The following is a 24,691-nucleotide window of genomic DNA, read 5'->3' as shown; positions in this document are numbered from 1 at the left end:
GTATTCGCGAGCAGGCTCGCTCCCACAGTTGTCATGGGGTGACGATCAGAGGTCGGCTTCCTGCACCACCCGCACCTTGTCCGCATCCAGCGCATACGCCGCATCGGCCAGGTCATTGCTGACCTTCTCGATCTTCAGCGTGCCGGTCACCCACAGCGGTGTGTAGATATCGTCCAGCTTCAGCCCCTTGGGATAACGCACCAGCACCAGCTGATTCGGCGGCGGTGGAGGCACGTGGATGCACGCGCCCGGGTAGGGCACCAGGAAGAACAGCGTGCTGCGGCCCTTGGCGTCGGACTCCAGCGGCACCGGGTAACCGCCGATGCGGATGTGCTTGTCGTTCATCGCCGGCACGGTCTTGGTCGAATACATCACCGCCGGCAGGCCCTTGGCCTGTTTCATGCCGCCCTTTTCGGTGAAGGTGCCAGTGGCTTCCGGGGAGTTGTGATCGATCTCGGGCATGGCCTCGAGGGCTTTCTGGTCCGACTTGGGCATCAATTCCAGCCAGTCGGTTTCCGGCAGTTCGCCGGCGTGGGCCAGACCGCTGCCCAGCAAAAGGAGAGTCAACAGAAGACGGCGCATGAAGGTGCTCGGAAGGAAAGGGTCAGTGAATCGCCGAGCATTCTAGCCCTCCCGCCGGATTGGCAGAGAGGGCTTTGTCGCTTGGATCAGTTCTTTTTGATCAGACCGTAGATCACCAGCAGCACGATCGCACCGACCAGCGCACCGATGAAACCGGCGCCCTGCCCCGCCTGATAAATGCCCAGGGCCTGGCCGCCGTAGGTGGCTGCCAGCGAACCGCCGATACCCAGCAGGATGGTCATGATCCAGCCCATGCTGTCGTCGCCCGGTTTCAGGAACCGTGCCAGCAGGCCGACGATCAGGCCGATAAAGATGGTTCCGATAATTCCCATGGCTTTTCCCTCTCTATTGGTAGATATGCGTAGCCTAGTCAGACTTTCGCATCCTGCCATGAGAGAACGGCGGCCCTGATTGGTTCCGCCGCTGCCGGATGAAACTGCGGTTACTCGGCGATCAGCGCTTCGACCTTGAGGATCTGCGCCTGCAGCGTGGCCTTGTCGGCGCAGCGCAGGTTGGCGTGACCGACCTTGCGCCCGGCCTTGAACGCCTTGCCGTAGTGATGCAGATGGCAATCGGCGATGGCCAGGACTTTGTCGGTCTCGGGCACTTTGCCGATGAAGTTGAGCATCGCGCTCTCGCCGACCTTGGCGGTCGAACCCAGCGGCAGGCCGGCCACCGCCCGCAGGTGGTTTTCGAACTGGCTGCACTCGGCGCCTTCGGTGGTCCAGTGCCCGGAGTTGTGCACGCGCGGGGCGATTTCGTTGGCCTTGAGGCCACCGTCGACTTCAAAGAACTCGAACGCCATCACGCCGACGTAGTCCAGCTGCTTGAGCACGCGGCTGGAATAGTCTTCGGCCAGGGCCTGCAACGGGTGATCGGTGCTGGCGACCGACAGCTTGAGGATGCCGCTGTCGTGGGTGTTGTGCACCAGCGGGTAGAAGCGGGTTTCGCCATCGCGGGCACGCACGGCGATCAGCGAGACTTCACCGGTGAACGGCACAAAGCCCTCCAGCAGGCAGGCAACGCTGCCCAGCTCGGCGAATGTGCCAACCACGTCTTCTGGCTTGCGCAGGACTTTCTGGCCCTTGCCGTCGTAACCCAGGGTGCGGGTCTTGAGCACGGCCGGCAGGCCGATGGCAGCCACGGCGGCGTCCAGGTCGGCTTGCGACTGGATGTCGGCAAAGGCCGGGGTCGGAATGCCCAGGTCCTTGAACATGCTTTTCTCGAACCAGCGGTCGCGGGCGATGCGCAGGGCTTCGGCGCTCGGGTAGACCGGCACGAACTGCGAAAGAAACGCCACGGTTTCGGCCGGGACGCTTTCGAACTCGAAGGTCACCAGGTCGACTTCGTCGGCCAGCTGGCGCAAGTGATCCTGATCGCCGTAATCGGCGCGCAGGTGTTCACCCAGGGCGGCCGCGCAGGCGTCCGGCGCCGGGTCGAGGAAAGCGAAGTTCATGCCCAGCGGCGTACCCGCCAGAGCCAACATGCGACCCAACTGGCCGCCACCGATTACACCGATCTTCATCTCAACAACCTCAGGCAATACGTGGGTCTGGATTGTCCAGGACGCTGTCTGTCTGCTCGGCACGGAAGGTTTTCAGTACCGCGTGGAACTGGGGATGCTTGGCGCCAAGGATGCTCGCCGAGAGCAGCGCGGCGTTGATCGCGCCGGCCTTGCCGATGGCCAGGGTGGCGACCGGAATGCCGGCCGGCATCTGCACGATCGACAGCAGCGAATCGACGCCCGAGAGCATCGACGACTGCACGGGCACGCCCAGCACCGGCAGGTGGGTCTTGGCCGCACACATGCCTGGCAGGTGCGCCGCGCCACCGGCGCCGGCGATGATCACCTCGATGCCGCGGCCCTCGGCCTCTTCGGCGTACTGGAACAGCAGATCCGGGGTGCGGTGGGCGGAAACCACCTTGACCTCGTACGGGATGCCGAGCTTTTCCAGCATATCGGCGGTGTGGCTAAGGGTGGACCAATCGGACTTGGAGCCCATGATCACGCCAACCAGTGCACTCATCGTCGCGCCTCTTCTCTCTGGGCGCCCGCAGGCGCGTCAAAAACAACAAGCCACGCAGAATGCGTGGCTTGTTGTAGGAAAAATGGCCGGACGAACCGGCCGAAGGCCGCGCAGTATACCGCAAAGAAAGCAATAAACAGCCCCTGTGGCGACCATCTGTCATCTGCTTCGATGCAGGGTGTTTATTGACCGGAAAATCAAGAATCGGCGGTTATCGGCAAATATGCAAAGAACACTCGATTAATGATTCCCGCTGAACTTTCATTGCCTCTTGCAAACTCGCAACAACTGCAAAAACTTCAATAAAAACCTCTAACAACTATTGGTGTTATAAAACCGCACCACATCGTTACATGTGTCGCGCAGTTATTTCACACAAGTTACAACTGACAGCGCCAATTGCGTCCGAGCAAACTTACTCGAATTAGTTTGCCGCACGCACTCGCGCCACCCCTAGTCAAATAACCAATAGAGAATACGAAACATGTTAAAACGCCCACTGTCATTGGTCGTCATCCTGCATCAGGATCTTGCCGAACACGACCGCCACGAGCTGTTCGAGACTTACTTTTCCTGGCTGGAAGAGGAAATGGAGAACATTTCCGCACGCCCGATGGCGATTGTCCTGGTACGCCCGTCGGAAGCGCCCGATCTGAGCAGTTACAACTACAAGAACAGCAGTTCCAGCGCCGCGCTGGCCGGATGGGCCGAGCGAGTCGATGATTATCTGCTAAAGCGATACAAAGACAAAAATATCCGCATCAATCGCAAACTCAACAAGTATCTGTTACTTACCCGCACCGATATAAACAGTGACATTGCCGGTGTCGCACAACGCGGCGGTCATGTCGGTATTGCTTCGATAACAGTGAGCAATGCACCGGCGCATGAAGTGGGCCACATGTTCAACGCCACGCATGAAGACGCGGACATCCTCTACAACGGCTGGTGGAGCGAGACGCCGTTGAACACGCCAGACTTTTTCACGCCCCTGCGCCTGGATGCCCAACGCTTCAGCGACAACAACCGCGAGATCATTCGCCAGTATCTCGAGAAGGCCTGACGCGGCGATCCGCGGGAAACCGCAGGCCGACCCCGTCGACCTGCACTGACCGCCCCTCAGGCCGCGGAACCGGCCGCGCCGCCCTCGAGCTTGCGCCACAGCAGGCGCACATTGGCCTTGCGCACCAATGCGCAGCGATACAGGCGGATTTCCAGCGGCACATGCCATTGCGGACCGCCGCAGACCACCAGTTCACCCCGGGCCAGTTCGGCACGCACGCTCAGGCGAGGTACCCAGGCAATGCCCAGGCCTTCCAGGGCCATGCTTTTCAGGCTGTCGGCCATGGCGGTTTCGTAGATCGTGGTGAAACGCAGTTGCCGCTGGCGCAACAGACCGTTGACCGAACGTCCGAGAAACGCCCCGGCGCTGTAGGCCAGCAAGGGCACGCTGGCCTCGCCTTCCAGATCGAACAGCGGCTGGCCATTGGCGTGCGCCGCGCACACCGGGAGCATTTCGGTCTGCCCCAGGTGCAGCGAGGGGAAGATCTCCGGGTCCATCTGCATCGCCGCGTCCGGGTCGTAGAACGCCAGCATCAGATCGCAGCCGCCCTCACGCAACGCGTGCACGGCGTCGCCGACGTTGGTCGCCACCAGCCGGGTGGCGATGTTCAGGCCTTCGTTGCGCAACTGGGCGATCCAGCGCGGGAAGAAGCCCAGCGCCAGCGAGTGTGCCGCCGCCACCTGGATCACCTCGCCCTGGCCGCCCTCGAGGTGATGCAGATGGCGCAGCACTTCGCCGAGTTGTTCGACCACGGTGCGTGCGGTCACCAGAAACAGCTGCCCCGCCGCCGTCAGCTCGACCGGCGTGCGCGAGCGGTTGACCAGCGTCAGCCCGAGGGCCGCCTCGAGGCTGCGGATCCGCCGACTGAACGCCGGCTGGGTCACGAAGCGCCGTTCGGCCGCCTGCGAGAAACTGCGGGTGGCGGCCAGGGCACTGAAGTCCTCGAGCCATTTGCTTTCCAGATTCATCACGTCCTCCCGGACACGCACCAAAACAGGTCACACGTCTGCCGCGCACGCGGCGTCACACGGGCATTATGCCGAATGTGCATAGGGCAGTGTTTAACAGCATTGGCCCAAAAATTCCCACAAGCCTAGCATTCGCAGCGTTCCGGCATAGACCGGGTCCATATCGAGATGATTTCTATCATGTCCTCCGCTGCATCTTTCCGCACAGAAAACGACCTGCTTGGCGCCCTGGAAGTACCGGCTCAAGCGTATTACGGCATCCAGACCCTGCGAGCGGTGAACAACTTCCGTCTCTCCGGCGTTCCGATTTCGCATTACCCGAAACTGGTTGTCGGTCTGGCCATGGTCAAACAGGCCGCTGCTGACGCCAACCGTGAGCTGGGTCATCTGAGCGAAGCCAAGCACGCTGCCATCAGCGAAGCCTGTGCCCGATTGATCCGCGGTGATTTCCACGAAGAGTTCGTGGTCGACATGATTCAAGGTGGCGCCGGTACCTCCACCAACATGAACGCCAACGAAGTGATCGCCAACATTGCGCTGGAAGCAATGGGTCACCAGAAGGGCGAGTACCAGTACCTGCACCCGAACGACGACGTCAACATGGCGCAGTCGACCAACGACGCCTACCCGACGGCCATTCGCCTGGGCCTGCTGTTGGGCCACGACGCCCTGCTGGCCAGCCTCGACAGCCTGATTCAGGCGTTCGCGGCCAAGGGTGAAGAATTCAACCACGTGCTGAAGATGGGTCGTACCCAGCTGCAGGACGCCGTGCCGATGACCCTCGGTCAGGAATTCCGTGCCTTCGCCACCACCATGGGCGAAGACCTGGCCCGTCTGAAGACGCTGGCCCCGGAACTGCTGACCGAAGTGAACCTGGGCGGCACCGCGATCGGTACCGGCATCAACGCCGACCCGCGCTATCAGGCCCTGGCCGTGCAGCGCCTGGCGCTGATCAGCGGTCAACCGCTGGTGCCGGCTGCCGACCTGATCGAAGCCACCTCCGACATGGGCGCCTTCGTGCTGTTCTCCGGCATGCTCAAGCGCACCGCGGTCAAGCTGTCGAAGATCTGCAACGACCTGCGCCTGCTGTCCAGCGGCCCGCGCACCGGCATCAACGAAATCAACCTGCCGGCGCGTCAGCCAGGCAGCTCGATCATGCCCGGCAAGGTCAACCCGGTGATTCCGGAAGCCGTCAACCAGGTCGCGTTCCAGGTCATCGGTAACGATCTGGCCCTGACCATGGCAGCCGAAGGCGGCCAGCTGCAGCTGAACGTGATGGAGCCGCTGATCGCGTTCAAGATCCTCGACTCGATCCGCCTGCTGCAACGCGCCATGGACATGCTGCGCGAGCACTGCATCGTCGGCATCACCGCCAACGAAGCGCGCTGCCGAGAACTGGTCGAGCACTCGATCGGCCTGGTCACCGCCCTGAACCCGTACATCGGCTACAAGAACGCCACCCGCATCGCCCGTATCGCCCTCGAAAGCGGCCGCGGCGTGCTGGAACTGGTGCGCGAAGAAGGCCTGCTCGACGAAGCCATGCTCGCCGACATCCTGCGCCCGGAAAACATGATCGCTCCGCGTCTGGTGCCTCTGAAGGCCTGACCCGACGCAACACCGGCCCTGCACAAGGGCCACGCTCACCAGGTCGAGGGACTAGACACCTCTCACCTTTTGAGGGCTTGGGGATGATTCCCCGAGCCCTTTTTTTTAACTTGTTTGCGAGCAGGACGTTACATGTTCAGTGCTTTTGATGCCGCCAAGATCGCAGCCTTCGGCAGCTCCCGCATCCGGTGACAGACACCTGATGGGGCTGCCGAAGGCTGCGATTTTGCGATTTTGCAGCAACTCGAAACACCGTGCGCACCACAACCGTGCAGACGGGCGCCGCACTGATAGGTATAGTGCCGCCCCTCTTCGCGTGAGCGGTCGTCGGTAACGAGACCCAAACCCATGCGAAACCCGAACTAATAACAAACCCGCGATCTGGACCCGGGACGAAACCTTCGCCTCACCTGTCGTGCCGCGTGCACACCGGTGTAACACGATGTTTCTGATCGTCCGCATTTGCTTACACAAAAAACAGCGAGGAAAAATCCATGCTCGAAGTCATCAACGACTTCCTCTCAGGGAAAGTACTGATCGTGCTCATTGTCGGGCTCGGTAGCTACTTCACGATTCGCTCGCGTTTCGTTCAACTGCGCCACTTCTTCCACATGTTCGCGGTGTTCCGCGACAGCCTGAAAAGCAGCGGCGGGCAACTCAGCTCGTTCCAGGCCCTGATGCTCAGCCTGGCCGGCCGCGTCGGTGCCGGCAACATCGCCGGTGTCGGCATCGCCGTGACCCTCGGCGGTCCGGGTGCGGTGTTCTGGATGTGGGTGACCGCGCTGGTCGGCATGTCCAGCAGCTTCTTCGAATGCACCCTGGCTCAGGTCTACAAGCGCGCCGACGGCGACGGTCTGTACCGTGGCGGCCCGGCCTACTACATCCAGCACGGCCTGAAACTCAAAGGCATGGCGGTGGTGTTCTCGATCCTGTTGCTGGTCACCTACGGCTTCGCCTTCATCGGCCTGCAGTCCTACACCGTGACCCATTCGCTGCAGAACGCCTTTGCCTTCGACCCACGCCACACCGGCATCGTCCTGGCCGTGCTGCTGGCCATCACCTTCATCGGCGGCATCAAGCGTATCGCCGCGGTGTCCGACCTGCTGGTACCGGTCAAGACCCTGGCCTATATCGGCGTGACCCTGTACGTGATCGGCACCCAGATCGAACACGTGCCGGCCATGCTGGAAACCATCTTCAAGAGCGCCTTCGGCCTCGACCCGGCCTTCGGCGGCCTGCTCGGCAGCGCCATCGTCATGGGCGTGAAGCGTGGCGTGTTCGCCAACGAAGCGGGCCTGGGCAGTGCGCCGAACGTCGCCGCAGTGGCCTCGGTCAAGCACCCGGGCGCTCAGGGCGTGGTTCAGGCCTTCAGCGTGTTCCTCGACACCTTCGTGATCTGCACCTGCACTGCGCTGCTGATCCTGCTGTCGGGCTTCTACACCCCGGGCTTCGAAGGTGACGGCATCGTCCTCACCCAGAACTCGCTGGCCGCCGTGGTCGGTGACTGGGGCCGGATCTTCGTCAGCGTCGCGCTGTCGCTGTTCGTCTTCACCTGCATCCTCTACAACTACTACCTGGGCGAGAACAGCCTGCAGTTCCTCAGCCGCAACCGCGCCGTGCTGATGATCTTCCGCGGTCTGGTCCTGGCGCTGGTGGTCTGGGGTTCGATGCAGGATCTCTCGACCGTGTTCGCCTTCGCCGACATCACCATGACCTGCCTGGCCTTCGTCAACCTGATGGCCCTGGCCATGCTGTTCAAGGTCGGCATGCGCGTGATGCGCGACTACGACGAGCAGCGCCGCGCCGGCATCAAGCAGCCCGTGTTCGACTCCAGCAAGTTCACCGACCTGGACCTCGACCTGCAGGCCTGGCCGACCGAAGCGCCAGCCGCCGGCAAGACCGAAGTCGAGCCGCGAGGCATCCCTGCAGCGCAACGCTGACAGGTGAAAGACGGGCGCATCCCCTGCGCCCGTCAGTTACAGTTCGTAAAACTGTGGGTGCGAGCCTGCTCGCGAAAGCGGTGGATCAGTCGACATTCATGTTGCATCTGACGGCCCTTTCGCGAGCAGGCTCGCTCCCACAGGCACTCATCGTTTTCGGAGAATCCCCATGAATTCGTCGACCTATCCCGCCGCCCAGCACGTCATGGTGTTGTACACCGGTGGCACCATCGGCATGCAGGCCAGCGCCAATGGCCTGGCCCCGGCGTCCGGTTTCGAAGCACGCATGCGCGACTACCTGCACAGCCAGCCTGAGCTGGTAGTGCCGCAGTGGCGTTTCCGCGAAATGACGCCGCTGATCGACAGTGCCAACATGACCCCGGCCTACTGGCAGCAACTGCGCGAAGCGGTGGTCGATGCGGTCGACGTGCAAGGCTGCGACAGCGTGCTGATCCTGCACGGCACCGACACCCTGGCCTACAGCGCCGCCGCCATGAGCTTCCAGCTGCTCGGCCTGCACGCCCGGGTGTGCTTCACCGGCTCGATGCTGCCGGCCGGCGTGACTGACAGCGATGCCTGGGAAAACCTCGGCGGCGCCCTGGTCGCCCTCGGCCAGGGCCTGGCGCCAGGGGTGCACCTGTACTTCCACGGCGAGCTGCTGGCGCCGACCCGTTGCGCGAAAGTCCGCAGCTTCGGTCGCCACCCGTTCAAGCGCCTGGAGCGTCAGGGTGGCGCGGCGAAGGCTTCTTCGATTCCGTCGCAACTGAGCTACAACCAGCCAAGGCAACAGGCGCAGGTGGCCGTGCTGCCCCTGTTCCCCGGCATCAGCGCCGACGTGGTCGATGGCCTGCTCGCCAGCGGCATCCAGGGCCTGGTGCTGGAATGCTACGGCAGCGGCACCGGGCCGAGCGACAATCCGCAATTCCTCGCCAGCCTCGGCCGGGCGCGGGACAACGGCGTAGTGGTGGTGGCGGTCACGCAGTGCCATGAAGGCGGCGTCGAACTGGACGTCTACGAGGCGGGCAGCCGCCTGCGTGGCGTCGGCGTGCTGTCCGGTGGCGGCATGACCCGCGAGGCGGCCTTCGGCAAGCTGCACGGGCTGCTCGGGGCGGGCCTGGCGGTCGACGAAGTGCGGCGTCTGGTGGAACTGGATCTGTGCGGTGAGCTGATCTGAGACCCCACGCCAACCGCTGAAACGACCGACCCTGCCCCACCGATATTGCCGGGGCAGGGTCGAGTCAGCTGGGCCTGGCTTCCACTGCACCTGCCTCGCTAGATCAGGATTCGCGCAAATACTTGAAGCTGAAAATACCGTCCTTCAATTCGCGGATCGTCGCATCCGGCTCGGTGAATTCAGCACTCAGGGTTCCATAGTAAGTGGCGCCAAAGACATCCTCGTTGACCTTGATGACGCCGCGCGTAGCGAAATTCTCTTCTGCGTTGAACAAGGCCTGAATCCAGGAGCCGTTTTGCGGATGATGGACCTCCTTGCCAATGTCGGTTGCCTTGACGATGAAACCCACCGTCTCGACAATCTTGCCGCTCGCATCCAGGGCGGCGAACACCAGCAGGAAGTTTGTACCCAGATCGAATTGATAGGCTGGAAGAGTGACACTCTGACCATCCCGAACGAACTTGATCTCACCCCCCCTGGCCTTGTTTGCTGCGACGCCATGAGACTTTTTCAGCGCTTCGAAAATATCCATTTATTTATCCTCGACAGGTTCTTTTAAAACGCCACGCTCAAACTTTCAGGGTTCAACCCAAAACGTTTGCCCATTAACGGCGCCGCGTGGACCAACCTGGCCAAAGGCCCTCGAAGAAGTATGCAACGTACTGAGTTCACACCGGCGACACCAGGAAAATAGATAGCTCCAGGCACAACGTCAAACTAAAAACCAACTAATAAAACAACCCGACAAGCGGTCGTATTTATCATTCAAACCTGTAATTTCTGACAGTGGCCGACCAACAATAAACACGCTAAATTCATTGAGCCGCGCTCTCACATTCGAATAACGTGCTTATCGAAGTTGAACTGCGGGATATATTCCGATCGATGGATAATCTGCTGCGCAGATTGATCGCATGATCAGCTGAGGTCGTCGCAGCTGCGCGGGCAGGCACATAACTTGCCTGATTTCCCTGATCAACCGATCGGAAATGCCCATGCTCCACTCTCACCTCACGACCCTCAACGCCGTCTCCCTGGTGCTCGACACCTTCAAGGCCGAAGGCTTGGCCAGTGAGGCGCTGCTGGCCGGCAGCGGCATCAGCGCGGCGGATCTGAGCCGCGCCGACACGCGCATCACCACCAACCAGGAAATGCAGGTCTGCGCCAACGCCGTCGCCCTCAAGCACGACATCGGCCTGGAACTGGGCCGGCGCATGCACGTGTCGTCCTACGGCATGCTCGGTTACGCGCTGCTCACCAGTGCCACCTTCGGTGACGCTTTGCGTCTGGCGATCCGTTATCCGGCGCTGTTGGGAACACTTTTCGAGCTGAGCCTAGAGGACGACGGCGAGCGGGTCTGGTTCGTCGCTGCCGACTATCGCGAGAGCCCGGCCATGGCGGTGTTCAATGCCGAGTTCTGTCTGGTGTCGTTGAAGGTCATCTGCGACGACTTGCTCGGCCATCCGCTGCCACTTTGCGCCGCGCGGTTCGAACATCGGGCGCCGGACTACCGCGACAGCTACGGCGAACATTTCGCCTGCGCGCTGCACTTCGGCGCCAAGGACAACGCGTTCGCCTTCGACCGTCGCTGGCTCGACCAGCCGCTGCCGCTGGCCGACGCCATCACCCATCAGGCGATGGCCGAGCGCTGCCGCAAGCAGAACACCGAGTTCACCGGGCGGCAGGCGTGGCTGGGGCGGATCCGCAAACTGCTCGGCGCGCAGTTGAATGCCGCGCCGGGGCTGGAGGGCCTGGCCGAGCAGATGAACTGTTCCGCGCGCACCCTGCGCCGGCACCTGAAGGACATGGGTTGCAGCTACCAGGAACTGCTCGACGAACTGCGCTTCGAGCGGGCCAAGCAGATGCTCTGCGAAGACCAGTTGCCGATCTACCGCATCGCCGAAACGCTGGGCTTCAGCGAAACCGCGAGTTTCCGCCATGCGTTCGTGCGCTGGAGCGGCGTCGCACCGAGCCAGTTCCGCACGTGAGATAAAGCAGGCGCCAGACGTTGGGCTGCACTACATTACGCGGCCCAACCCTGTTGCCGGTGATTTCGCCTGATGCCCTTGTTCCAGCGCTGCTCGCGCCTTGCCTTGCTTACGACCCTGCTCAACCTGCCAGCGGCCGCCCAGGCCATCGAACTGAACTGGTGGGGCCTGCCACCCAAGGCCGTGGTCGATACGCCCGAACGCGCGCGCACCCTCGTGCCGCTCCCCGCAGCCGCCCAGGCTGCAGGTCCCTCGGCAGGCTTGCTCAGCGACTTCCGCGGTCTGTTCTACCTGAACATCTACGCGGATGAAAACTACCGCGAACGGACGCACAAACTCGGGCCGCTGCCGCTGCTCAGCGCCGATGAGTTGCACCGCTGCGTCAACGATTTCCAGTACCTGAATCTGGGCTCGTCGGCCATGCGCACCGACATCGCACCCGGCATCGTCGTCGACACCGTGAATTTCGATTGCACAAAAAGCAGCGGCTGGGAAACCAGGCGCTATCTGCTGATCGACTGGCGCGCGCCCGGTGCGCCACTGCTGGCGCTGGGGCGTGTGCGCAACGATCACCTGCTGTCGTTCCAGCCATTGCAGGCCACCCCGGCGGCCGTGCTCGACAGCTGGCTCAAAGGCATCGAAGGTGCGCGCGACGCCATGCGCTACAACGTGCCCGACGCCCCGCTGAGCATCGAAGTCGACCCACAGCCTTACGAAGCCGGCGACGGCGCCGGGCAGCTGGCGCAGCTGCACCGGCAACTGAGCAAGGCCAGCGACAAGGGCCCGGGCCTGCAGCAGGTCGACGAGCTGTTTCTGCACCACGACTTCCGCCGCATCGGTGCCGAGCAGAAAGACTTCCCCGGCCAGCTCAACGACATTGCCTACTGGAAAAGCGAAGTGCAGCCCGACGAGGGTTCGCGGCAATGGCTGCTGGAAGTGATACGGCGCGCGCCGCAGCGCATTCCGGTCTATCTGAACCTCGCCGACCAGGCCTGGAAAGCCTATGAGAAGGCGCCTGCCTACACCACCCAGTACGCCTGGGCGCAGGAGTATTACCGGCTCTATTGCGGGCTGCGCCTGCAACGCAATCTGAGTGTTCCCGAGCGTGTGGTGCAGCGCCTGGGCCTGACCCAGGCCGATCCGCAGGCGTGCCAGGCGCAATGGCCATTGATCCAGGCCGTGGATGACGGCGACGAGATCCGGGTCGGCGATCTGCTGGGCGCCGGCCTCCAGGCCAACACTTTGGGTGAGGACGGCCGCAGCGCGCTGATGCACGCGCTGGATGCACCGAACCTGGCCATCGCGCGGCGCTTGCTCGAACACGGCGCCAAAGTCGCCGGCATCAATGGCGGCGAGCCGATGCTCATGCAGGCCTTCAACAAAGACCTCAAGGCCAACAGCGACCCGGATCAGGCCCGGCGCACGCGTTTCCTGCTGGAGGCCGGTGCCGCCATCGACGAGCCGGACGCCCAGGGTGAAACCCTGCTGATGCAACGCACCACACTCAAGGACCAGAAGCTGTTCAACTGGTTGCTGCAATACCCGCAGGACCTAGACCGACGTGAAGACAAAGCGCAGAAAACCGCGCTGTATGAAGCGATCGATCACGGCAATTATCCGGCGGCGAAACGCTTGGTCGAAGCTGGCGCAGCGCTGAATTTCGTTTACCCGTCCGGTCGTTGCCTGGGCGCCGACCGCACGCAAACGGCGCTGTACCTGCTCGCCAGTCAGCCCGTGCGCGAGGAGCTGGGAGCAGCGGTCAGCCAGCAGCAGACGTTGGAGCTGTTCCGTTTGATGCTGGAAAAAGGCGCCGATCCGCGCCTCGGTCACGAATGCTCGGGAGAGCCCTACGCCGCCCTGCGCACGGTAATCGAACAACGTCAGCGCCCTGACCTGCTGGCCGCACTCGAGCGCGCTGGCGCTACGGCCGAAAGCCCCGCTGCGCAACGTTGAACACCCGCCAGCGCGCATGTGCGGCGCTCCGTCACAGGGCGCCGCGCACGCTCCAGGGGCGAATTGAGGTCAGCATTTTTGGCCATATCGATCCCCTTTTGGCCTTCCCTGCCGTTCTCCGATGCGCCGCCTGCCGCAAGACTACTGGCAACCGAACCAGCCCTGCGGAGAACAACAACATGCTGACGATCTACTCGGACGATCACCACCTGCACCATGGCCGCTGCGAATTGATCGACGGGCAGCTCAAGCCCTGCTTCGAGATGCCCTCGCGTGCCGACCACGTGCTGCAACGGGTGAAACAGCAGAATCTGGGCCCGGTCGCCGCCCCGGAAGATTTCGGCCTCGGCCCGATCGAGCGCATCCACAGCCGCGACTACCTGGAATTTTTCCAGGGCGCCTGGGCGCGCTGGACCGAGTTCAACACCGACGGTGACCTGCTGCCCTACACCTGGCCGGCGCGCACCCTGCGCCAGGTCAAACCGACCAGCCTGCACGGCCAGCTCGGCTACTACAGCTTCGACGGCGGCGCGCCGATCACCGCCGGCACCTGGCAAGCGGCGTACAGCGCGGCGCAAGTGGCGCTGACCGCACAAGCGGAAATCCAGCGTGGCGCCCGTGGTGCCTTCGCCCTGTGCCGTCCACCGGGACACCACGCTGCCGGTGATTTGATGGGCGGTTATTGCTACCTCAACAACGCCGCCATCGCCGCTCAGGCTTTCCTCGATCAGGGCCACAGGAAGGTCGCGATCCTCGACGTCGACTACCACCACGGCAACGGCACCCAGTCGATTTTCTACGAACGCAGCGACGTGCTGTTCACCTCGATCCACGGCCACCCGGAAGCGGAATTCCCGTTCTTCCTCGGCTACGAAGACGAGCGCGGCGAAGGTGCCGGTGAAGGCTTCAACTTCAACTATCCGCTAGCGGCCGGTTCCGGTTGGGATGTCTGGAGCGCGGCGCTGGATCAGGCCTGCCAGGAGATCGACAACTACGGCGCCGACATCATCGTCGTGTCGCTGGGCGTCGACACGTTCAAGGACGACCCGATCTCGCAGTTCAAGCTCGACAGCCCGGACTACCTGGCCATGGGCAAGCGCATCGCCGCCCTCGGCAAACCGACCCTGTTCGTCATGGAAGGTGGCTATGCGGTGGAAGAGATCGGCATCAACGCGGTCAACGTGCTTGAAGGCTTCGAAAGCGCTCAGTGAGGACAGCAAGATGAACAGACTCAAGCGCTTTATCGCCCCGACGCTGTGCGCCGCGCTGCTCGGTGGCGCTGTCCACGCCGAAGAACGCACGTTGCGGGTCTACAACTGGTTCGACTACATCACGCCCAAGGCCCTGGAAGATTTCAAGGCGCAGAACAGCCAGACCCGCCTGGTCTACGACATCTTCGACACCAACGAAGCGCTGGAGGCCAAGCTGCTCACCGGCAACTCCGGCTATGACGTGGTGGTGCCGTCCAACGTGTTCCTCGCCAAGCAGATCGAAGCCGGAGTGTTCCAGCCGCTGGATCGCAGCCAGTTGCCGAACTGGAATCACCTCGACCCGAAGCTGATGAAGCTGATCGAGGCCAACGACCCGGGCAACAAGTTCGCCGTGCCGTACATGTACGGCACCATCCTGATCGGCTTCAACCCGGCCAAGGTCAAGGCGGTGCTGGGCGACGACGCAGCGGTGGACAGCTGGGACCTGATCTTCAAGGAAGAGAACATCAGCAAGCTCAAGCAATGCGGTGTGGCCCTGCTCGATTCGCCGTCGGAGATCCTGCCACTGGCCCTGCAACACCTCGGCCTGGACCCCAACAGCAAGAACCCGGCGGACTACGCCAAGGCCGAGGCGCTGTTGCTGAAGATTCGCCCATACGTGACCTACTTCCACTCTTCGAAGTACATGGCCGACATCGCCAACGGCGACATCTGCGTCGCGGTCGGTTACTCCGGCAGCTTCTCGCAAGCGGCCAACCGCGCCAAGGAAGCCAGGAACGGTGTGGTGGTGGACATGCGTCTGCCGAAGGAAGGCGCGCCGATCTGGTTCGACATGCTGGCGATTCCCAAGGGCGCGAAGAACCCGCAGGACGCCTACACCTTCATCAACTACCTGCTGCAGCCGCCGGTGATTGCTCCGGTCAGCGATTTTGTCGGCTATCCGAACCCGAACAAGGACGCCACCGGGCTGGTCGATCCGGCGATCCGCAACAACCCCAACCTATACCCGACCGAGGCGGCAATGAGTACCCTCTACACCCTGCAACCGCTGCCGCGTGACGTGGAACGGGCACGCACCCGGGCCTGGACCAGGATCAAGTCCGGCACCTGATCCAACCTCAGCCGCGCCACACCTGGCGCAAGCGCGCCAGAGCCGAGTCGATCGCCGGCTCTGGCACGGCGGCAAACCCCAGCACCAGGCCCGCCCGCTGATCCTCTGGCGTGGCACTGTCCGCCAGCCAGTATTTGCTCAGCGCGCTGACTTCGACGTCGACGCTCGCCGCCAGCGCCACCAAGGCCTGTTCCCGGGCCAGGCTTTCGACCCGCACCGTCAGGTGCAGACCCGCCGCCACCGCGGGCAGCTCACCGACCCCGGCAACGTCCCGCGGCCAGCCTGCCAGCAGTGCATTGCGGCGACTCAGTGCAGCGCGGCGCATGCGCCGGATGTGACGCTGGAAATGCCCGGCCGCCATGAACTCGGCCATCACCACTTGCGTGCTCACCTCCGAGTGCCGCACGTCCACGGCGCGCCGCTGTGCAAACGCTTCCACCAGCCCCGGCGGCAACACCAGATAACCCAGGCGCAACGCCGGGAACGCGACCTTGCCGAATGTCCCGACGTACAGCACGCGGCCCTGCCGGTCGAGCGCCGCCAGTGGCGCCAGCGGTGCGCCGGTGTAGCGATACTCGCCGTCGTAGTCGTCCTCGACGATCCAGCCCCCGGTGCGCTCGGCCCACGCCAGCAGCTCCAGTCGCCGCGCCAGGCTCATGACCACGCCGGTCGGGTACTGGTGGGACGGCGTGACGTAGGCCACCCGGCACGCACCGGCCGCCGCCAGTGCCGCGCAGTCCATGCCCTCTGCATCCACCGCGATACCGCGCAGATTCGCCCCCGCCACGGCAAAGGCATGCCCCGCCGCACGGTAGCCGGGATTCTCGATCGCCACGCCATCCCCCGGCTCCACCAGCAGCTGTGCACAAAGGCTGATGCCCTGCTGCGCGCCACTGGTGATCACAATTTGTTCAGCCGAGCACTGCATGCCGCGCGAACTGCGCAAATACGCCGCGATCAACCCGCGCAATCGCGCGTCACCCGCCGGGTCGCCATAACACAGCTGCTGCAGGTCCGGTTTGCGCCAGAAAGCCCCATTGAGCTTGGCCCAGACGTCGAACGGAAACAGATCGAAGGCCGGTACGCCCACTCGAAATGCCCGCGGCGGACCACTCGGCGGGCGTGGCAAATGGTTGTTTTCCAGGCGCTGCAAAGCCCCGCTGTGGATAACTTTACTGGATAAATCCCCAGGCAAATCGGTGGATTTTGTGGATAAGGCTGTGGGTAAGCCTGTTGAAAACCCTGTGGATACTTTTGTGGATAGTTTTCTGGCCGGCACTGTGGTTTGCGGCAGGCGCGCTACGTAGGTGCCATCGCCCACCCGCCCTTCGATAAAGCCCTCGGCGTACAGCTGATCGTAGGCACGCACCACGCTGTTACGGGAAATCGCCAGTGCGGCCGCCAGATCGCGACTGGCCGGCAGCCGTGTGCCGCTGGCCAGTCGCCCGTCGAGCACGCGCAGGCGCAGCGCCTGGTAGAGCTGACGGCTCAAGCCTTTGTGGCGATCCAGTTGGATGCCGGCGGGATTGAACGGCAGCGCCAGGGTAGACGATTCAGACATGGCAATGGACCTATGAAATTGGTCTTCAATGGCTCTTACAACAGACCAATAGCCTGCCTAGGATGCTGGCATTCGCCAAGGAAAATCTGTCCATGTACACGCCCCGCGCCTTTGCCATCGATGAACTCGACCACCTGCACGAACTGATCCTCGCCACCCGCCTGGCCATCCTCGTGACGCATGGCGAACATGGCCTGCAGGCCAGCCATGTGCCGGTGCTGCTGCATCGCGAACAGGGGCCGCATGGCACGCTGTACGGACATCTGGCCAAAGCCAACGCGCAGTGGAAAGACTTGCGTGACGGTGCCGAGGCACTGCTGATCTTTGCCGGCGCCGACGCCTACGTCAGCCCTGGCTTCTACCCGAGCAAGGCCGAGCACGGCAAAGTCGTGCCGACCTGGAACTACGTCGCCGTGCACGCCTATGGCCGCGGCGAAACCTTCAGCGACGGCGGACGCCTGCTCGACATCGTCAGCACCCTCACCGACCGCCATGAAGCCGGCCGGCCGCAGCCGTGGAGCGTCGCCGACGCCCCCGCCGACTACATCGACGGCATGCTCAAGGCCATCGTCGGCTTTGCCATTCCCATCGAACGCCTGGAGGGCAAACGCAAGCTCAGCCAGAACCGCAGCGCCGCCGACATCGCCGGCGTGCGCGCGGGGCTGGCTGCCAGCGCGGATGTCCAGGACCAGGCTCTCGCCCAATTGATGCGTTGAGGAAACCACCATGAGTCAGATCGAAATCCGTGCCGTGAGCGCTGCCGATCACGCCGCCTGGCTGCCGCTGTGGCAAGCCTACCTACGCTTCTACAACAGCGAATTGCCGGAAGCTGTCAGCCACAGCACCTGGCAGCGCTTCCTCGATCCGGGCGAGCCGACCCACGCCGCCCTCGCCTGGGCCGGCGGCAAAGCGGTCGGCCTGGTGCACTTCATCTACCACCGCTCGAACTGGAGCATCGAAAACTCCTGCTACCTGCAAGACCTGCTGGTCGAACCGCAGACCCGCGGCACCGGCGTCGGGCGCCAGTTGATCGAACACGTGTACGCTACGGCCAAGGCCGACGGTTGCGCCAAGGTGCATTGGCTGACCCACGAGACCAACGCCACCGCGATCCAGCTCTACGAGCGCATTGCCGAGCGTCCGGGCTTCATCCAGTTCCGCAAGGCCATTTAAGGAGTTCTGCCCCATGACGATTTCCCTCGCCGACTGGCAAGGCGTGCCGCCGCCGTCGACCACCCTGATCGAAGGCCGCTTCATCCGTCTCGAACGCCTCGACCCGGCGCGCCACGGCGACGACTTGTTCAATGCCCTGCAAGGCCCCGGCGCCGACCCGAAACTGTGGGATTACTTGCCCTACGGGCCGTTTCCGGAGCGCAGCGTGTTCAATGCCTGGCTGGACAACCACGCGGCCCAGAGCGACCCGTACTTTTTCAGTGTCATCGACCGTGCAAGCGGCCAGGTGCAAGGCATCCTCAGCCTGATGTCGATCGTCCCGGCCCAGGGCCGCATCGAAATCGGCCACGTCACCTTCGGCGCACCGATGCAGCGCTCGCCGAAAAGCACCGAGGCGGTCTACCTGTTGGCCAAGGAGGCCTTCGCCCTCGGTTACCGCCGTCTGGAATGGAAATGCAACAACGGCAACGCCCGCTCCAAATACGCCGCCGAACGCCTGGGCTTCAGCTTCGAAGGCGTGTTCCGTCAGCACATGGTGGTCAAGGGCCAGAACCGCGACACCGCCTGGTACTCGATCCTGGACGCGGAATGGCCAGCCATCGCCGCGGGCTTCGAGCGCTGGTTGAGCGACGCCAACCAGACGCCTTCGGGACAGCTCAAAGGGCTGGTCGAATGCCGCGCGTGATGCTGTGAAACATACGCTCGCAGCCTGCCCCGAGGTGAGCGACACCATGCTGGCTGCGAGCGCCTGGCGGCAACGGACGTCACGTCGAATCCGCACTACCCCTCTGCATGGGCGGACCACTGCATGCCCCCGAGCGGCACAGTGCTCGCCCTCCGGACATCATTCTGTAAAAACCCTCCGCTATACAGAACGCCCCGCTTATAACAAAAAGGACGTTCGCCCCATGCCCTTCCCGCCTCAGCGCCTGTCGCTTGCCATCGCCCTGCTGCTCGCCACCCCTGTCGCCCACGCCAAGACCGTGCAAATCGACACTGCCACTACCGCTGCGCAGACCCTCGGCGGCAGCGACAGCCTGACGATTTCGGCGCCGGGCAGCCTCACCAACAGCGGCAAGGCCGTGACCCTCAAGGACAAGACCAGTGGTGCCGGCGTGGTCATCGATAACGCCGGCAAAATCGTCTCCACGGGCGGCCGCGCCATCGACAGCAGTGGTGACCTCAGCCAGGCGCGCAACTACAGCATCTACAATCGCAGCGGCGGGCAGATTCTCGGCGCCAACGATGCCCTGCGCATCGACAGCAACTTCGTCAGCGGCAGCCTGCTGATCGACAACAGCGGCACCATCCGTTCAAGCACCGGCCAGGGCCTGGATCTCGATGCGCTGCGCAGCGATGGCGTGCGCACCACCCTGGTCAACCGTGCCGGCGGGCTGATTCGCGGCGATGCCAGCGACGGCATGAAGACCGGCGCCAATGCGACCATCAGCAACTACGGCGAAATCTCCAGCGGTGACTCGCACAACGCCGACGAGAAGTTCGACGGCATTGATATCGACTCCGCCAGCGGCGTCAGCGTCACCAACTACGGGGTGATTACCGGCGGCCGCCACGGCATCACCACCGACCTCGGCGCGACCCTGGTCAACTACGGGCAGATCACCGGGCGCAACGGCTCGGGCTTCGGCTCCGATGGCGACGGCACGGTGATCAACCACGGCACCCTCACCGGCGCCTACTCCGGCCTGCAGGCCAATGGCGACGGCGATGGCGTGGACATCGACAAGATTGCCCACATCGAAAACTACGGGACCATTCAAGGTGTCGGCGCGGGCGGCGTCGACAAGGCGGGTTTCACCAACGGCAGCGAAGGCATCGCCCTGGGTGGCGGATACATCCTCAACGCCAGCGGTGCACTCATCAGCGGCGCCAACAGCGCGATTCTGGTGGACGATGGCAGCGGCGGCGCGGGCCTGGCCGCCACCACCCTGGAAAACTTCGGCAGCATCCGCGGCCTCGACGGCTTCGGCGTGAAATTCGTCGGCGAGTTCGCCGACAGCGTGATCAACGCCGGCACCATCAGCGGCAGCAACGGCCTGGCCCTCGACCTGGGCGGCGGCAACGACAGCCTGACCCTGCGCAATGGCAGTCACTTCGTTGGCGTGGTCGACGGCGGTTCCGGCTACGACCGACTGGTGATGGACGATGCGGCCGGCGGCAGCTTGGCCGACAGCCGCAACTTCGAATGGCTGGAGGTCAGGCAAGGCGCGTGGACCTTCACCGGCAGCGGCGATTTCAGCGACGGCGGCGCCGTGCGCAATGGCGCGACCCTGCTCAACCAGGGCGGCATCGCCGGCAGCCTGACGGTGGATGCCGGCGGGGTGTATGCCGGCGGTGGCGCGGTCGGCAGCCTCAACGTCAACGGTACCCTGCGCACCAATACCGATCTCGGCCGCGCCACCATCGTTCATGACCTGAACATGGGCAGCGGCTCGACCCTGGCCTACGGTGTCAACGCCGACGGCAGCAGCGCACCGGTGCAGGTCGGCGGCACGGCCAACCTCAATGGCGCGACGCTGGCGGTCAATCCCGGCAGCGGCACCTACCCGTGGCAGAGCCGCTACACGGTGCTGCAGGCCGCGCGGGTCAACGGCACGTTCGGCACGGTCACCAGCGATTACGCGTTCCTCACGCCGACCCTCGCCTACACACCGACCCAGGTCGACCTGACCTACACCCGCAATGACGTCGCCTTCAACGAATTCGCGCTCACCGGCAACGGCAGCAACGCCGCCAACAGCCTGGCCTCGATCGGCAAAAACAATGCGTTGTACAACGCCCTGCTCAACACCACGCAAAGCAGCGCCGGGGCGGCCATCGAACAACTGGCCGGCGCCAGCAACGCCAACCTGACCAGCGCCACCCTCGGCGCCAGCAGCCAGGTCGGCAGCAGCATGCTCTCGGCGATGCAGCAAATGGCTGGCAGCCCGGGCTTGCTGGTCGGCCTCGATCAACGCGACACGCCGATCCTGGCCGCCAATGGCGTGCCCGCCGCAGCGCGCAATCTCAACGACCCGAATGCGCGCGGTCGACTCTGGCTGCAAGCCATCGGCGGCTACGGCAAGGTCGAGGGCGAACACGGCAGCAACAGCCTGGAACAGCGCAGCAAAGGCAGCGTGCTGGGCGTCGACTGGGCGCTGGATTCGCAATGGCGCGTGGGCGTGCTCGGCGGCTATTCGAAGACCGACCTGGATGCCAGCGGCGTCGACGGCAATGTCGAAAGCTGGCACGCCGGCGTCTATGCCCTGCATCAGCACGGCCCGCTGGCGGTGCGCCTCGGCGCGGCATACAGCGGTCACCAGGGCGAGAGTAAACGTACCGTCGCCTTCAATGGCTTCAGCGATCGGCCCAAAGGCGACTATGACGCCGACAGCCAGCAAGCCTTCGCCGAACTCGGCTACGCCATGGGCAGCGGCCGGCTCAGCGCCGAACCCTTCGCCAGCCTCGGTTACCAGCGCTATCACCGCGACCGCTATCAGGAAAAGGGTGGCGCCGCGGCGCTGCAGGTCGATAGCCAGACCCAGGACAACGTCAGCAGCACCCTGGGCCTGCGCCTCGCACACCTGAGTTCGCTGGACAACGGCATGAGCCTGACCCCGCGCCTGGCTGCCGGCTGGAAACACACCTACGGCGACATCAGCAGCTCCACCCGCCAGGCGTTTGTCGTCGGTGGCACAGCGTTCAGCGTCGATGGCAGCTCGCTGGATCGCGACAGCCTGGTGCTCGAGGCCGGACTCGATCTGGGCATTTCCTCACGGCATACGCTCGGCGTCGGCTACAGCGGCGAGATCGGCAACAACAGTCGTAACCACGGGTTGATCGGCCAATGGCAGATGAGCTTTTGAAGGCTGTAGGCAAATACGCCATGCCCTGAAAGCCAAAGCGGCCCGGTAAGCAAAACGGGCCGCTTTTCTGTCGATCCAGTCGACGAACCCCGCACGCTTGGCAGAAGCGCCTGACATCGGCGCCCACATCACCCGTTCTAGAGTTCGACCTCCCAACACGGAGGTTGACCCGATGCCTGTTCGACATACACACCGACTTCATCATCTGGCCGTCGCAATTGCCCTGACGCTGGGCTACGCCGGGATCTCACTGGCGCAGCAATCCGCGGTCGATCCTGACCCGCAACCGGCCCCCACACCGGCGCAGCTGATCTCGGCGCTCGATGCGTTCATCAAGAACCCGGACACGCTCAAGACCACGGTCAAGAGCGGGCACAAGGCAACGGACGGTATTTCCCTGCAACTGACGGACGCGAACGATCTGGTGATCGTCAAACCGCGAGGCAGCTTCGCCGGACTGGTTGACGGGGGCGGCGGCGACAACGTGCTGCAACTCGATGCCAAGCAGGGAAAACTCGGCGAGTCGCGCCACTTCAGCGCACTGGAGGTCAAGCAAGGCGTATGGGCGCGCCAGGGTTCCGGCGACTTCAGCACCGGCGTGCTGATTCGCGCCAAGACGTCGCTGGTCAACGAAGGGCACATTCTCGGCGGCGCCTTGACCGAGGGCATCCTCATCAACAAGGGCCAGATCGATCGCGGCGTCACCGTGCTCCCCGGCGGCGACCTGACGCATTCGGGTTTCATTGGCGGCAACGTGAATGTGCTGGAGAACGGGCACTTCTCCGGCAGTGGCACCGTCGGTGACCTGAATGTGCAGGGACGCTTTTCCGTCGACGAGGTGTATGGCGCGCCAAGGGTCAGGGGCGATCTGAACCTGGCGCCTTCCGCCCTGCTGGCCTATTCGCTCGACGCTTCCGGGCACAGCCCGACCATCGTCGTCGACGGCACGGCCCATCTCGGCGACGCCACGCTGAAACTGGTCACCAGTGGCGACTATCCAAACAGCAGCCAGCACACCCTGCTCGAGGCCGGACACGTCGAGGGGCGCTTCGGCCACATCGAAAACGATCTGGCCTACATGACGCCGACCCTGGACTACAGCGATGCCAGGCGGGTCGGCCTGACCTATGCCCGTAACGATGAACGCATCGAAGCCGCCGCCACCAGCGCCAACGCGCGTGCAGTCGGCGAAAGTATTGAAGAACCGTCCGCCTTGCCGGCGCCGGTGCTGAGCGAAGCGCAGCAAGCCGGGGCGCCTGCGTCCGCCCCGTCGCACATGCCCGCCGCCCAGCCACACACCGCGCAGGCTCATCCAGCGCCTGCCGCACCTACCGCGCCTACCGCGGCGGCCGCTGCAAGCGCCCCGCGCAATGCCGCCGTCGCGGCCCTGCTCACCAGCAACAAGGCCACGGCAGCCATCGCGCTCGAACAACTGGCCGGCGGCAGCAATGCCAACCTCGCCAAGGCAACCTTGAGCAGTGTCACCCCGGTCAGCGCCAGCCTGCTGGCGGCGATGCAGCAGCTCGATGGCAGTGGCCTGACGGCGCAACGCAACACGACGCGCCATGCGGCCGGCGATTCGGCCGACGCCAGGGTCTGGCTGCAAGCCCTCGGCCACGGCGGCAAGCTCGATCGTGATGCGCAACCCTTGCAGCATTCCACCAAGGGCCTGCTGCTGGGCGCAGACTGGCGCGTGGGCGAGGAATGGCGCCTGGGGCTCATGGGCGGCACCTCAAGTACGCGCATGGACAGCCGCGAGCTCGACGGTGCACTCGACAGCTGGCACCTCGGTGCCTACGCCTTGCGCCAGAACGGCCCGATGTCGCTGCGCCTCGGCGCAACTTGGAGCAACCACGACGGCAGCAGCAAACGTGACGTCGCGTTCGCTCGCTTCAGTGATCGGCTCAAGGGCAATTACGATGCCAGCACCCAGCAGGCCTTCGCCGAACTGGGCTACAACCTGGGCCGCGACAACGTGCGCATCGAGCCCTTCGTCAGCCTCGGGTACCAGCGCTATCAGCGCGACGGCTACAGCGAGAAAGGCGGCGCCGCCGCGCTCAAGGTCGATGACCAGACACGCGGCAACCTGAACCGGGTGATCGGCGTGCGCATGGCCAGTGTCAGCACGCTGGACAACGGCATGCGTCTGTCGCCGCGCTTCAGCGCCGGCTGGAAACACGTCTACGGCAATACCGACAATCACACCCGGCAGCGTCTGGTCAGCGGCGGCCGCGATTACACCGTGCACGGCGCACAACTGGATCGCAACAGCCTGACCCTCGATACCGGGCTGGACCTGGGGCTCTCGGCCCATCACACCCTCGGCATCGGCCTGACCGGTGAGATCGGCAGCGACAGTCGCAATCACGGCGTCACCGGACAGTGGCGCATGGCGTTCTGACCCGCGCCATCCTGTAAGCGCTGGCGCAGGCTGCGATCGGTTGATCCGGCAAGTGAAACCCATCAACC

General features: G+C 63.9%; 20 protein-coding genes. 13 read left to right on the top strand and 7 right to left on the bottom strand.

All coding sequences use genetic code 11. The features are described from left to right. Positions 1–45: 45 nt before the first annotated feature. From QRN70_RS15805 to purE, 4 genes are all read right to left on the bottom strand, one after another. Positions 46–582, bottom strand: coding sequence for a DUF3299 domain-containing protein (locus tag QRN70_RS15805; RefSeq protein ID WP_285418918.1), 537 nt, complete (start codon positions 580–582; stop codon positions 46–48). Positions 583–668: 86 nt separating this feature from the next. Further along, positions 669–914, bottom strand: a complete 246-nt coding sequence (locus QRN70_RS15800) for a GlsB/YeaQ/YmgE family stress response membrane protein (protein WP_003229635.1) — start codon at positions 912–914, stop codon at positions 669–671. 110 nt (positions 915–1,024) lie between these two features. Further along, positions 1,025–2,107 carry a 5-(carboxyamino)imidazole ribonucleotide synthase gene (locus tag QRN70_RS15795; protein WP_285418917.1) on the bottom strand — a complete coding sequence of 361 codons (1,083 nt, stop codon included), beginning with the start codon at positions 2,105–2,107 and terminating at the stop codon, positions 1,025–1,027. 10 nt (positions 2,108–2,117) lie between these two features. Further along, on the bottom strand, positions 2,118–2,609 hold the full coding sequence (gene purE / locus QRN70_RS15790) for a 5-(carboxyamino)imidazole ribonucleotide mutase (protein ID WP_003229641.1): 492 nt from the start codon (positions 2,607–2,609) through the stop codon (positions 2,118–2,120). Between the two features lie 505 nt (positions 2,610–3,114). Here purE and QRN70_RS15785 point away from each other — a divergent pair. After that, positions 3,115–3,672: a zinc metalloprotease gene (locus tag QRN70_RS15785; protein WP_285418916.1), complete on the top strand. Its 558-nt coding sequence runs from the start codon at positions 3,115–3,117 to the stop codon at positions 3,670–3,672. Positions 3,673–3,728: 56 nt separating this feature from the next. On the opposite strand, the gene QRN70_RS15780 is transcribed toward QRN70_RS15785, so the two are convergent. Next, positions 3,729–4,640, bottom strand: coding sequence for a LysR substrate-binding domain-containing protein (locus QRN70_RS15780; protein ID WP_285418915.1), 912 nt, complete (start codon positions 4,638–4,640; stop codon positions 3,729–3,731). Between the two features lie 180 nt (positions 4,641–4,820). Between QRN70_RS15780 and aspA the strand changes: the two genes are divergently transcribed. From aspA to QRN70_RS15765, 3 genes are all read left to right on the top strand, one after another. Continuing rightward, positions 4,821–6,245, top strand: coding sequence for an aspartate ammonia-lyase (gene aspA / locus QRN70_RS15775; RefSeq protein WP_003229645.1), 1,425 nt, complete (start codon positions 4,821–4,823; stop codon positions 6,243–6,245). A gap of 494 nt (positions 6,246–6,739) precedes the next feature. Further along, positions 6,740–8,185 (top strand): alanine/glycine:cation symporter family protein, encoded by a 1,446-nt coding sequence (locus QRN70_RS15770; protein ID WP_285418914.1) that lies wholly within the window; start codon positions 6,740–6,742, stop codon positions 8,183–8,185. Between the two features lie 169 nt (positions 8,186–8,354). After that, positions 8,355–9,359, top strand: coding sequence for an asparaginase (locus QRN70_RS15765; protein WP_285418913.1), 1,005 nt, complete (start codon positions 8,355–8,357; stop codon positions 9,357–9,359). A gap of 103 nt (positions 9,360–9,462) precedes the next feature. Here QRN70_RS15765 and QRN70_RS15760 read toward each other — a convergent pair whose 3' ends face one another. After that, positions 9,463–9,891: a hypothetical protein gene (locus tag QRN70_RS15760; protein WP_285418912.1), complete on the bottom strand. Its 429-nt coding sequence runs from the start codon at positions 9,889–9,891 to the stop codon at positions 9,463–9,465. Positions 9,892–10,354: 463 nt separating this feature from the next. Here QRN70_RS15760 and QRN70_RS15755 point away from each other — a divergent pair, with 463 nt between their 5' ends. The 4 genes from QRN70_RS15755 to QRN70_RS15740 all read left to right on the top strand — a co-directional run bounded on the left by QRN70_RS15755 (position 10,355) and on the right by QRN70_RS15740 (position 15,622). Beyond that, positions 10,355–11,347 carry an AraC family transcriptional regulator gene (locus tag QRN70_RS15755; RefSeq protein WP_285418911.1) on the top strand — a complete coding sequence of 331 codons (993 nt, stop codon included), beginning with the start codon at positions 10,355–10,357 and terminating at the stop codon, positions 11,345–11,347. Positions 11,348–11,419: 72 nt separating this feature from the next. Next, positions 11,420–13,300 (top strand): ankyrin repeat domain-containing protein, encoded by a 1,881-nt coding sequence (locus tag QRN70_RS15750; protein ID WP_285418910.1) that lies wholly within the window; start codon positions 11,420–11,422, stop codon positions 13,298–13,300. 179 nt (positions 13,301–13,479) lie between these two features. Then, a complete protein-coding gene (locus QRN70_RS15745) occupies positions 13,480–14,511 on the top strand; it encodes a histone deacetylase family protein (RefSeq protein ID WP_285418909.1) in 1,032 nt (343 codons plus the stop codon). A gap of 10 nt (positions 14,512–14,521) precedes the next feature. After that, on the top strand, positions 14,522–15,622 hold the full coding sequence (locus QRN70_RS15740; RefSeq protein ID WP_285418908.1) for a polyamine ABC transporter substrate-binding protein: 1,101 nt from the start codon (positions 14,522–14,524) through the stop codon (positions 15,620–15,622). Between the two features lie 7 nt (positions 15,623–15,629). Here QRN70_RS15740 and pdxR read toward each other — a convergent pair whose 3' ends face one another. Then, on the bottom strand, positions 15,630–17,183 hold the full coding sequence (gene pdxR, locus QRN70_RS15735) for a MocR-like pyridoxine biosynthesis transcription factor PdxR (RefSeq protein ID WP_285418907.1): 1,554 nt from the start codon (positions 17,181–17,183) through the stop codon (positions 15,630–15,632). Positions 17,184–17,275: 92 nt separating this feature from the next. Between pdxR and QRN70_RS15730 the strand changes: the two genes are divergently transcribed. From QRN70_RS15730 to QRN70_RS15710, 5 genes are all read left to right on the top strand, one after another. Beyond that, positions 17,276–17,899: an FMN-binding negative transcriptional regulator gene (locus QRN70_RS15730; protein ID WP_285418906.1), complete on the top strand. Its 624-nt coding sequence runs from the start codon at positions 17,276–17,278 to the stop codon at positions 17,897–17,899. Positions 17,900–17,909: 10 nt separating this feature from the next. Then, positions 17,910–18,356, top strand: coding sequence for a GNAT family N-acetyltransferase (locus tag QRN70_RS15725; protein WP_285418905.1), 447 nt, complete (start codon positions 17,910–17,912; stop codon positions 18,354–18,356). A 13-nt stretch (positions 18,357–18,369) separates the two neighbouring features. Next, a complete protein-coding gene (locus QRN70_RS15720; RefSeq protein ID WP_285418904.1) occupies positions 18,370–19,041 on the top strand; it encodes a GNAT family N-acetyltransferase in 672 nt (223 codons plus the stop codon). A gap of 223 nt (positions 19,042–19,264) precedes the next feature. After that, a complete protein-coding gene (locus tag QRN70_RS15715) occupies positions 19,265–22,222 on the top strand; it encodes an autotransporter outer membrane beta-barrel domain-containing protein (RefSeq protein ID WP_285418903.1) in 2,958 nt (985 codons plus the stop codon). 172 nt (positions 22,223–22,394) lie between these two features. Then, positions 22,395–24,623 (top strand): autotransporter outer membrane beta-barrel domain-containing protein, encoded by a 2,229-nt coding sequence (locus QRN70_RS15710; protein WP_285418902.1) that lies wholly within the window; start codon positions 22,395–22,397, stop codon positions 24,621–24,623. Positions 24,624–24,691 lie beyond the last annotated feature (68 nt).

It is taken from the genome of Pseudomonas sp. efr-133-TYG-5 (assembly GCF_030209175.1).
Lineage (GTDB): Bacteria > Pseudomonadota > Gammaproteobacteria > Pseudomonadales > Pseudomonadaceae > Aquipseudomonas.
The sequence above is the reverse complement of the archived record's forward strand: the minus strand, read 5'-3'. Positions and strand labels throughout refer to the sequence as shown.

Excerpts from the sequence above, each read along its gene's own strand:
- QRN70_RS15805 (WP_285418918.1), bottom strand. The coding sequence starts at position 582 with ATGCGCCGTCTTCTGTTGACTCTCCTTTTGCTGGGCAGCGGTCTGGCC.
- QRN70_RS15725 (WP_285418905.1), top strand. The coding sequence starts at position 17,910 with ATGAGTCAGATCGAAATCCGTGCCGTGAGCGCTGCCGATCACGCCGCC.
- pdxR (WP_285418907.1), bottom strand. The coding sequence starts at position 17,183 with ATGTCTGAATCGTCTACCCTGGCGCTGCCGTTCAATCCCGCCGGCATC.
- QRN70_RS15755 (WP_285418911.1), top strand. The coding sequence starts at position 10,355 with ATGCTCCACTCTCACCTCACGACCCTCAACGCCGTCTCCCTGGTGCTC.
- QRN70_RS15710 (WP_285418902.1), top strand. The coding sequence starts at position 22,395 with ATGCCTGTTCGACATACACACCGACTTCATCATCTGGCCGTCGCAATT.
- QRN70_RS15730 (WP_285418906.1), top strand. The coding sequence starts at position 17,276 with ATGTACACGCCCCGCGCCTTTGCCATCGATGAACTCGACCACCTGCAC.
- QRN70_RS15765 (WP_285418913.1), top strand. The coding sequence starts at position 8,355 with ATGAATTCGTCGACCTATCCCGCCGCCCAGCACGTCATGGTGTTGTAC.
- QRN70_RS15720 (WP_285418904.1), top strand. The coding sequence starts at position 18,370 with ATGACGATTTCCCTCGCCGACTGGCAAGGCGTGCCGCCGCCGTCGACC.
- QRN70_RS15780 (WP_285418915.1), bottom strand. The coding sequence starts at position 4,640 with ATGAATCTGGAAAGCAAATGGCTCGAGGACTTCAGTGCCCTGGCCGCC.
- purE (WP_003229641.1), bottom strand. The coding sequence starts at position 2,609 with ATGAGTGCACTGGTTGGCGTGATCATGGGCTCCAAGTCCGATTGGTCC.
- QRN70_RS15745 (WP_285418909.1), top strand. The coding sequence starts at position 13,480 with ATGCTGACGATCTACTCGGACGATCACCACCTGCACCATGGCCGCTGC.
- QRN70_RS15795 (WP_285418917.1), bottom strand. The coding sequence starts at position 2,107 with ATGAAGATCGGTGTAATCGGTGGCGGCCAGTTGGGTCGCATGTTGGCT.
- QRN70_RS15770 (WP_285418914.1), top strand. The coding sequence starts at position 6,740 with ATGCTCGAAGTCATCAACGACTTCCTCTCAGGGAAAGTACTGATCGTG.
- QRN70_RS15750 (WP_285418910.1), top strand. The coding sequence starts at position 11,420 with ATGCCCTTGTTCCAGCGCTGCTCGCGCCTTGCCTTGCTTACGACCCTG.
- QRN70_RS15740 (WP_285418908.1), top strand. The coding sequence starts at position 14,522 with ATGAACAGACTCAAGCGCTTTATCGCCCCGACGCTGTGCGCCGCGCTG.
- QRN70_RS15800 (WP_003229635.1), bottom strand. The coding sequence starts at position 914 with ATGGGAATTATCGGAACCATCTTTATCGGCCTGATCGTCGGCCTGCTG.
- QRN70_RS15715 (WP_285418903.1), top strand. The coding sequence starts at position 19,265 with ATGCCCTTCCCGCCTCAGCGCCTGTCGCTTGCCATCGCCCTGCTGCTC.
- QRN70_RS15760 (WP_285418912.1), bottom strand. The coding sequence starts at position 9,891 with ATGGATATTTTCGAAGCGCTGAAAAAGTCTCATGGCGTCGCAGCAAAC.
- aspA (WP_003229645.1), top strand. The coding sequence starts at position 4,821 with ATGTCCTCCGCTGCATCTTTCCGCACAGAAAACGACCTGCTTGGCGCC.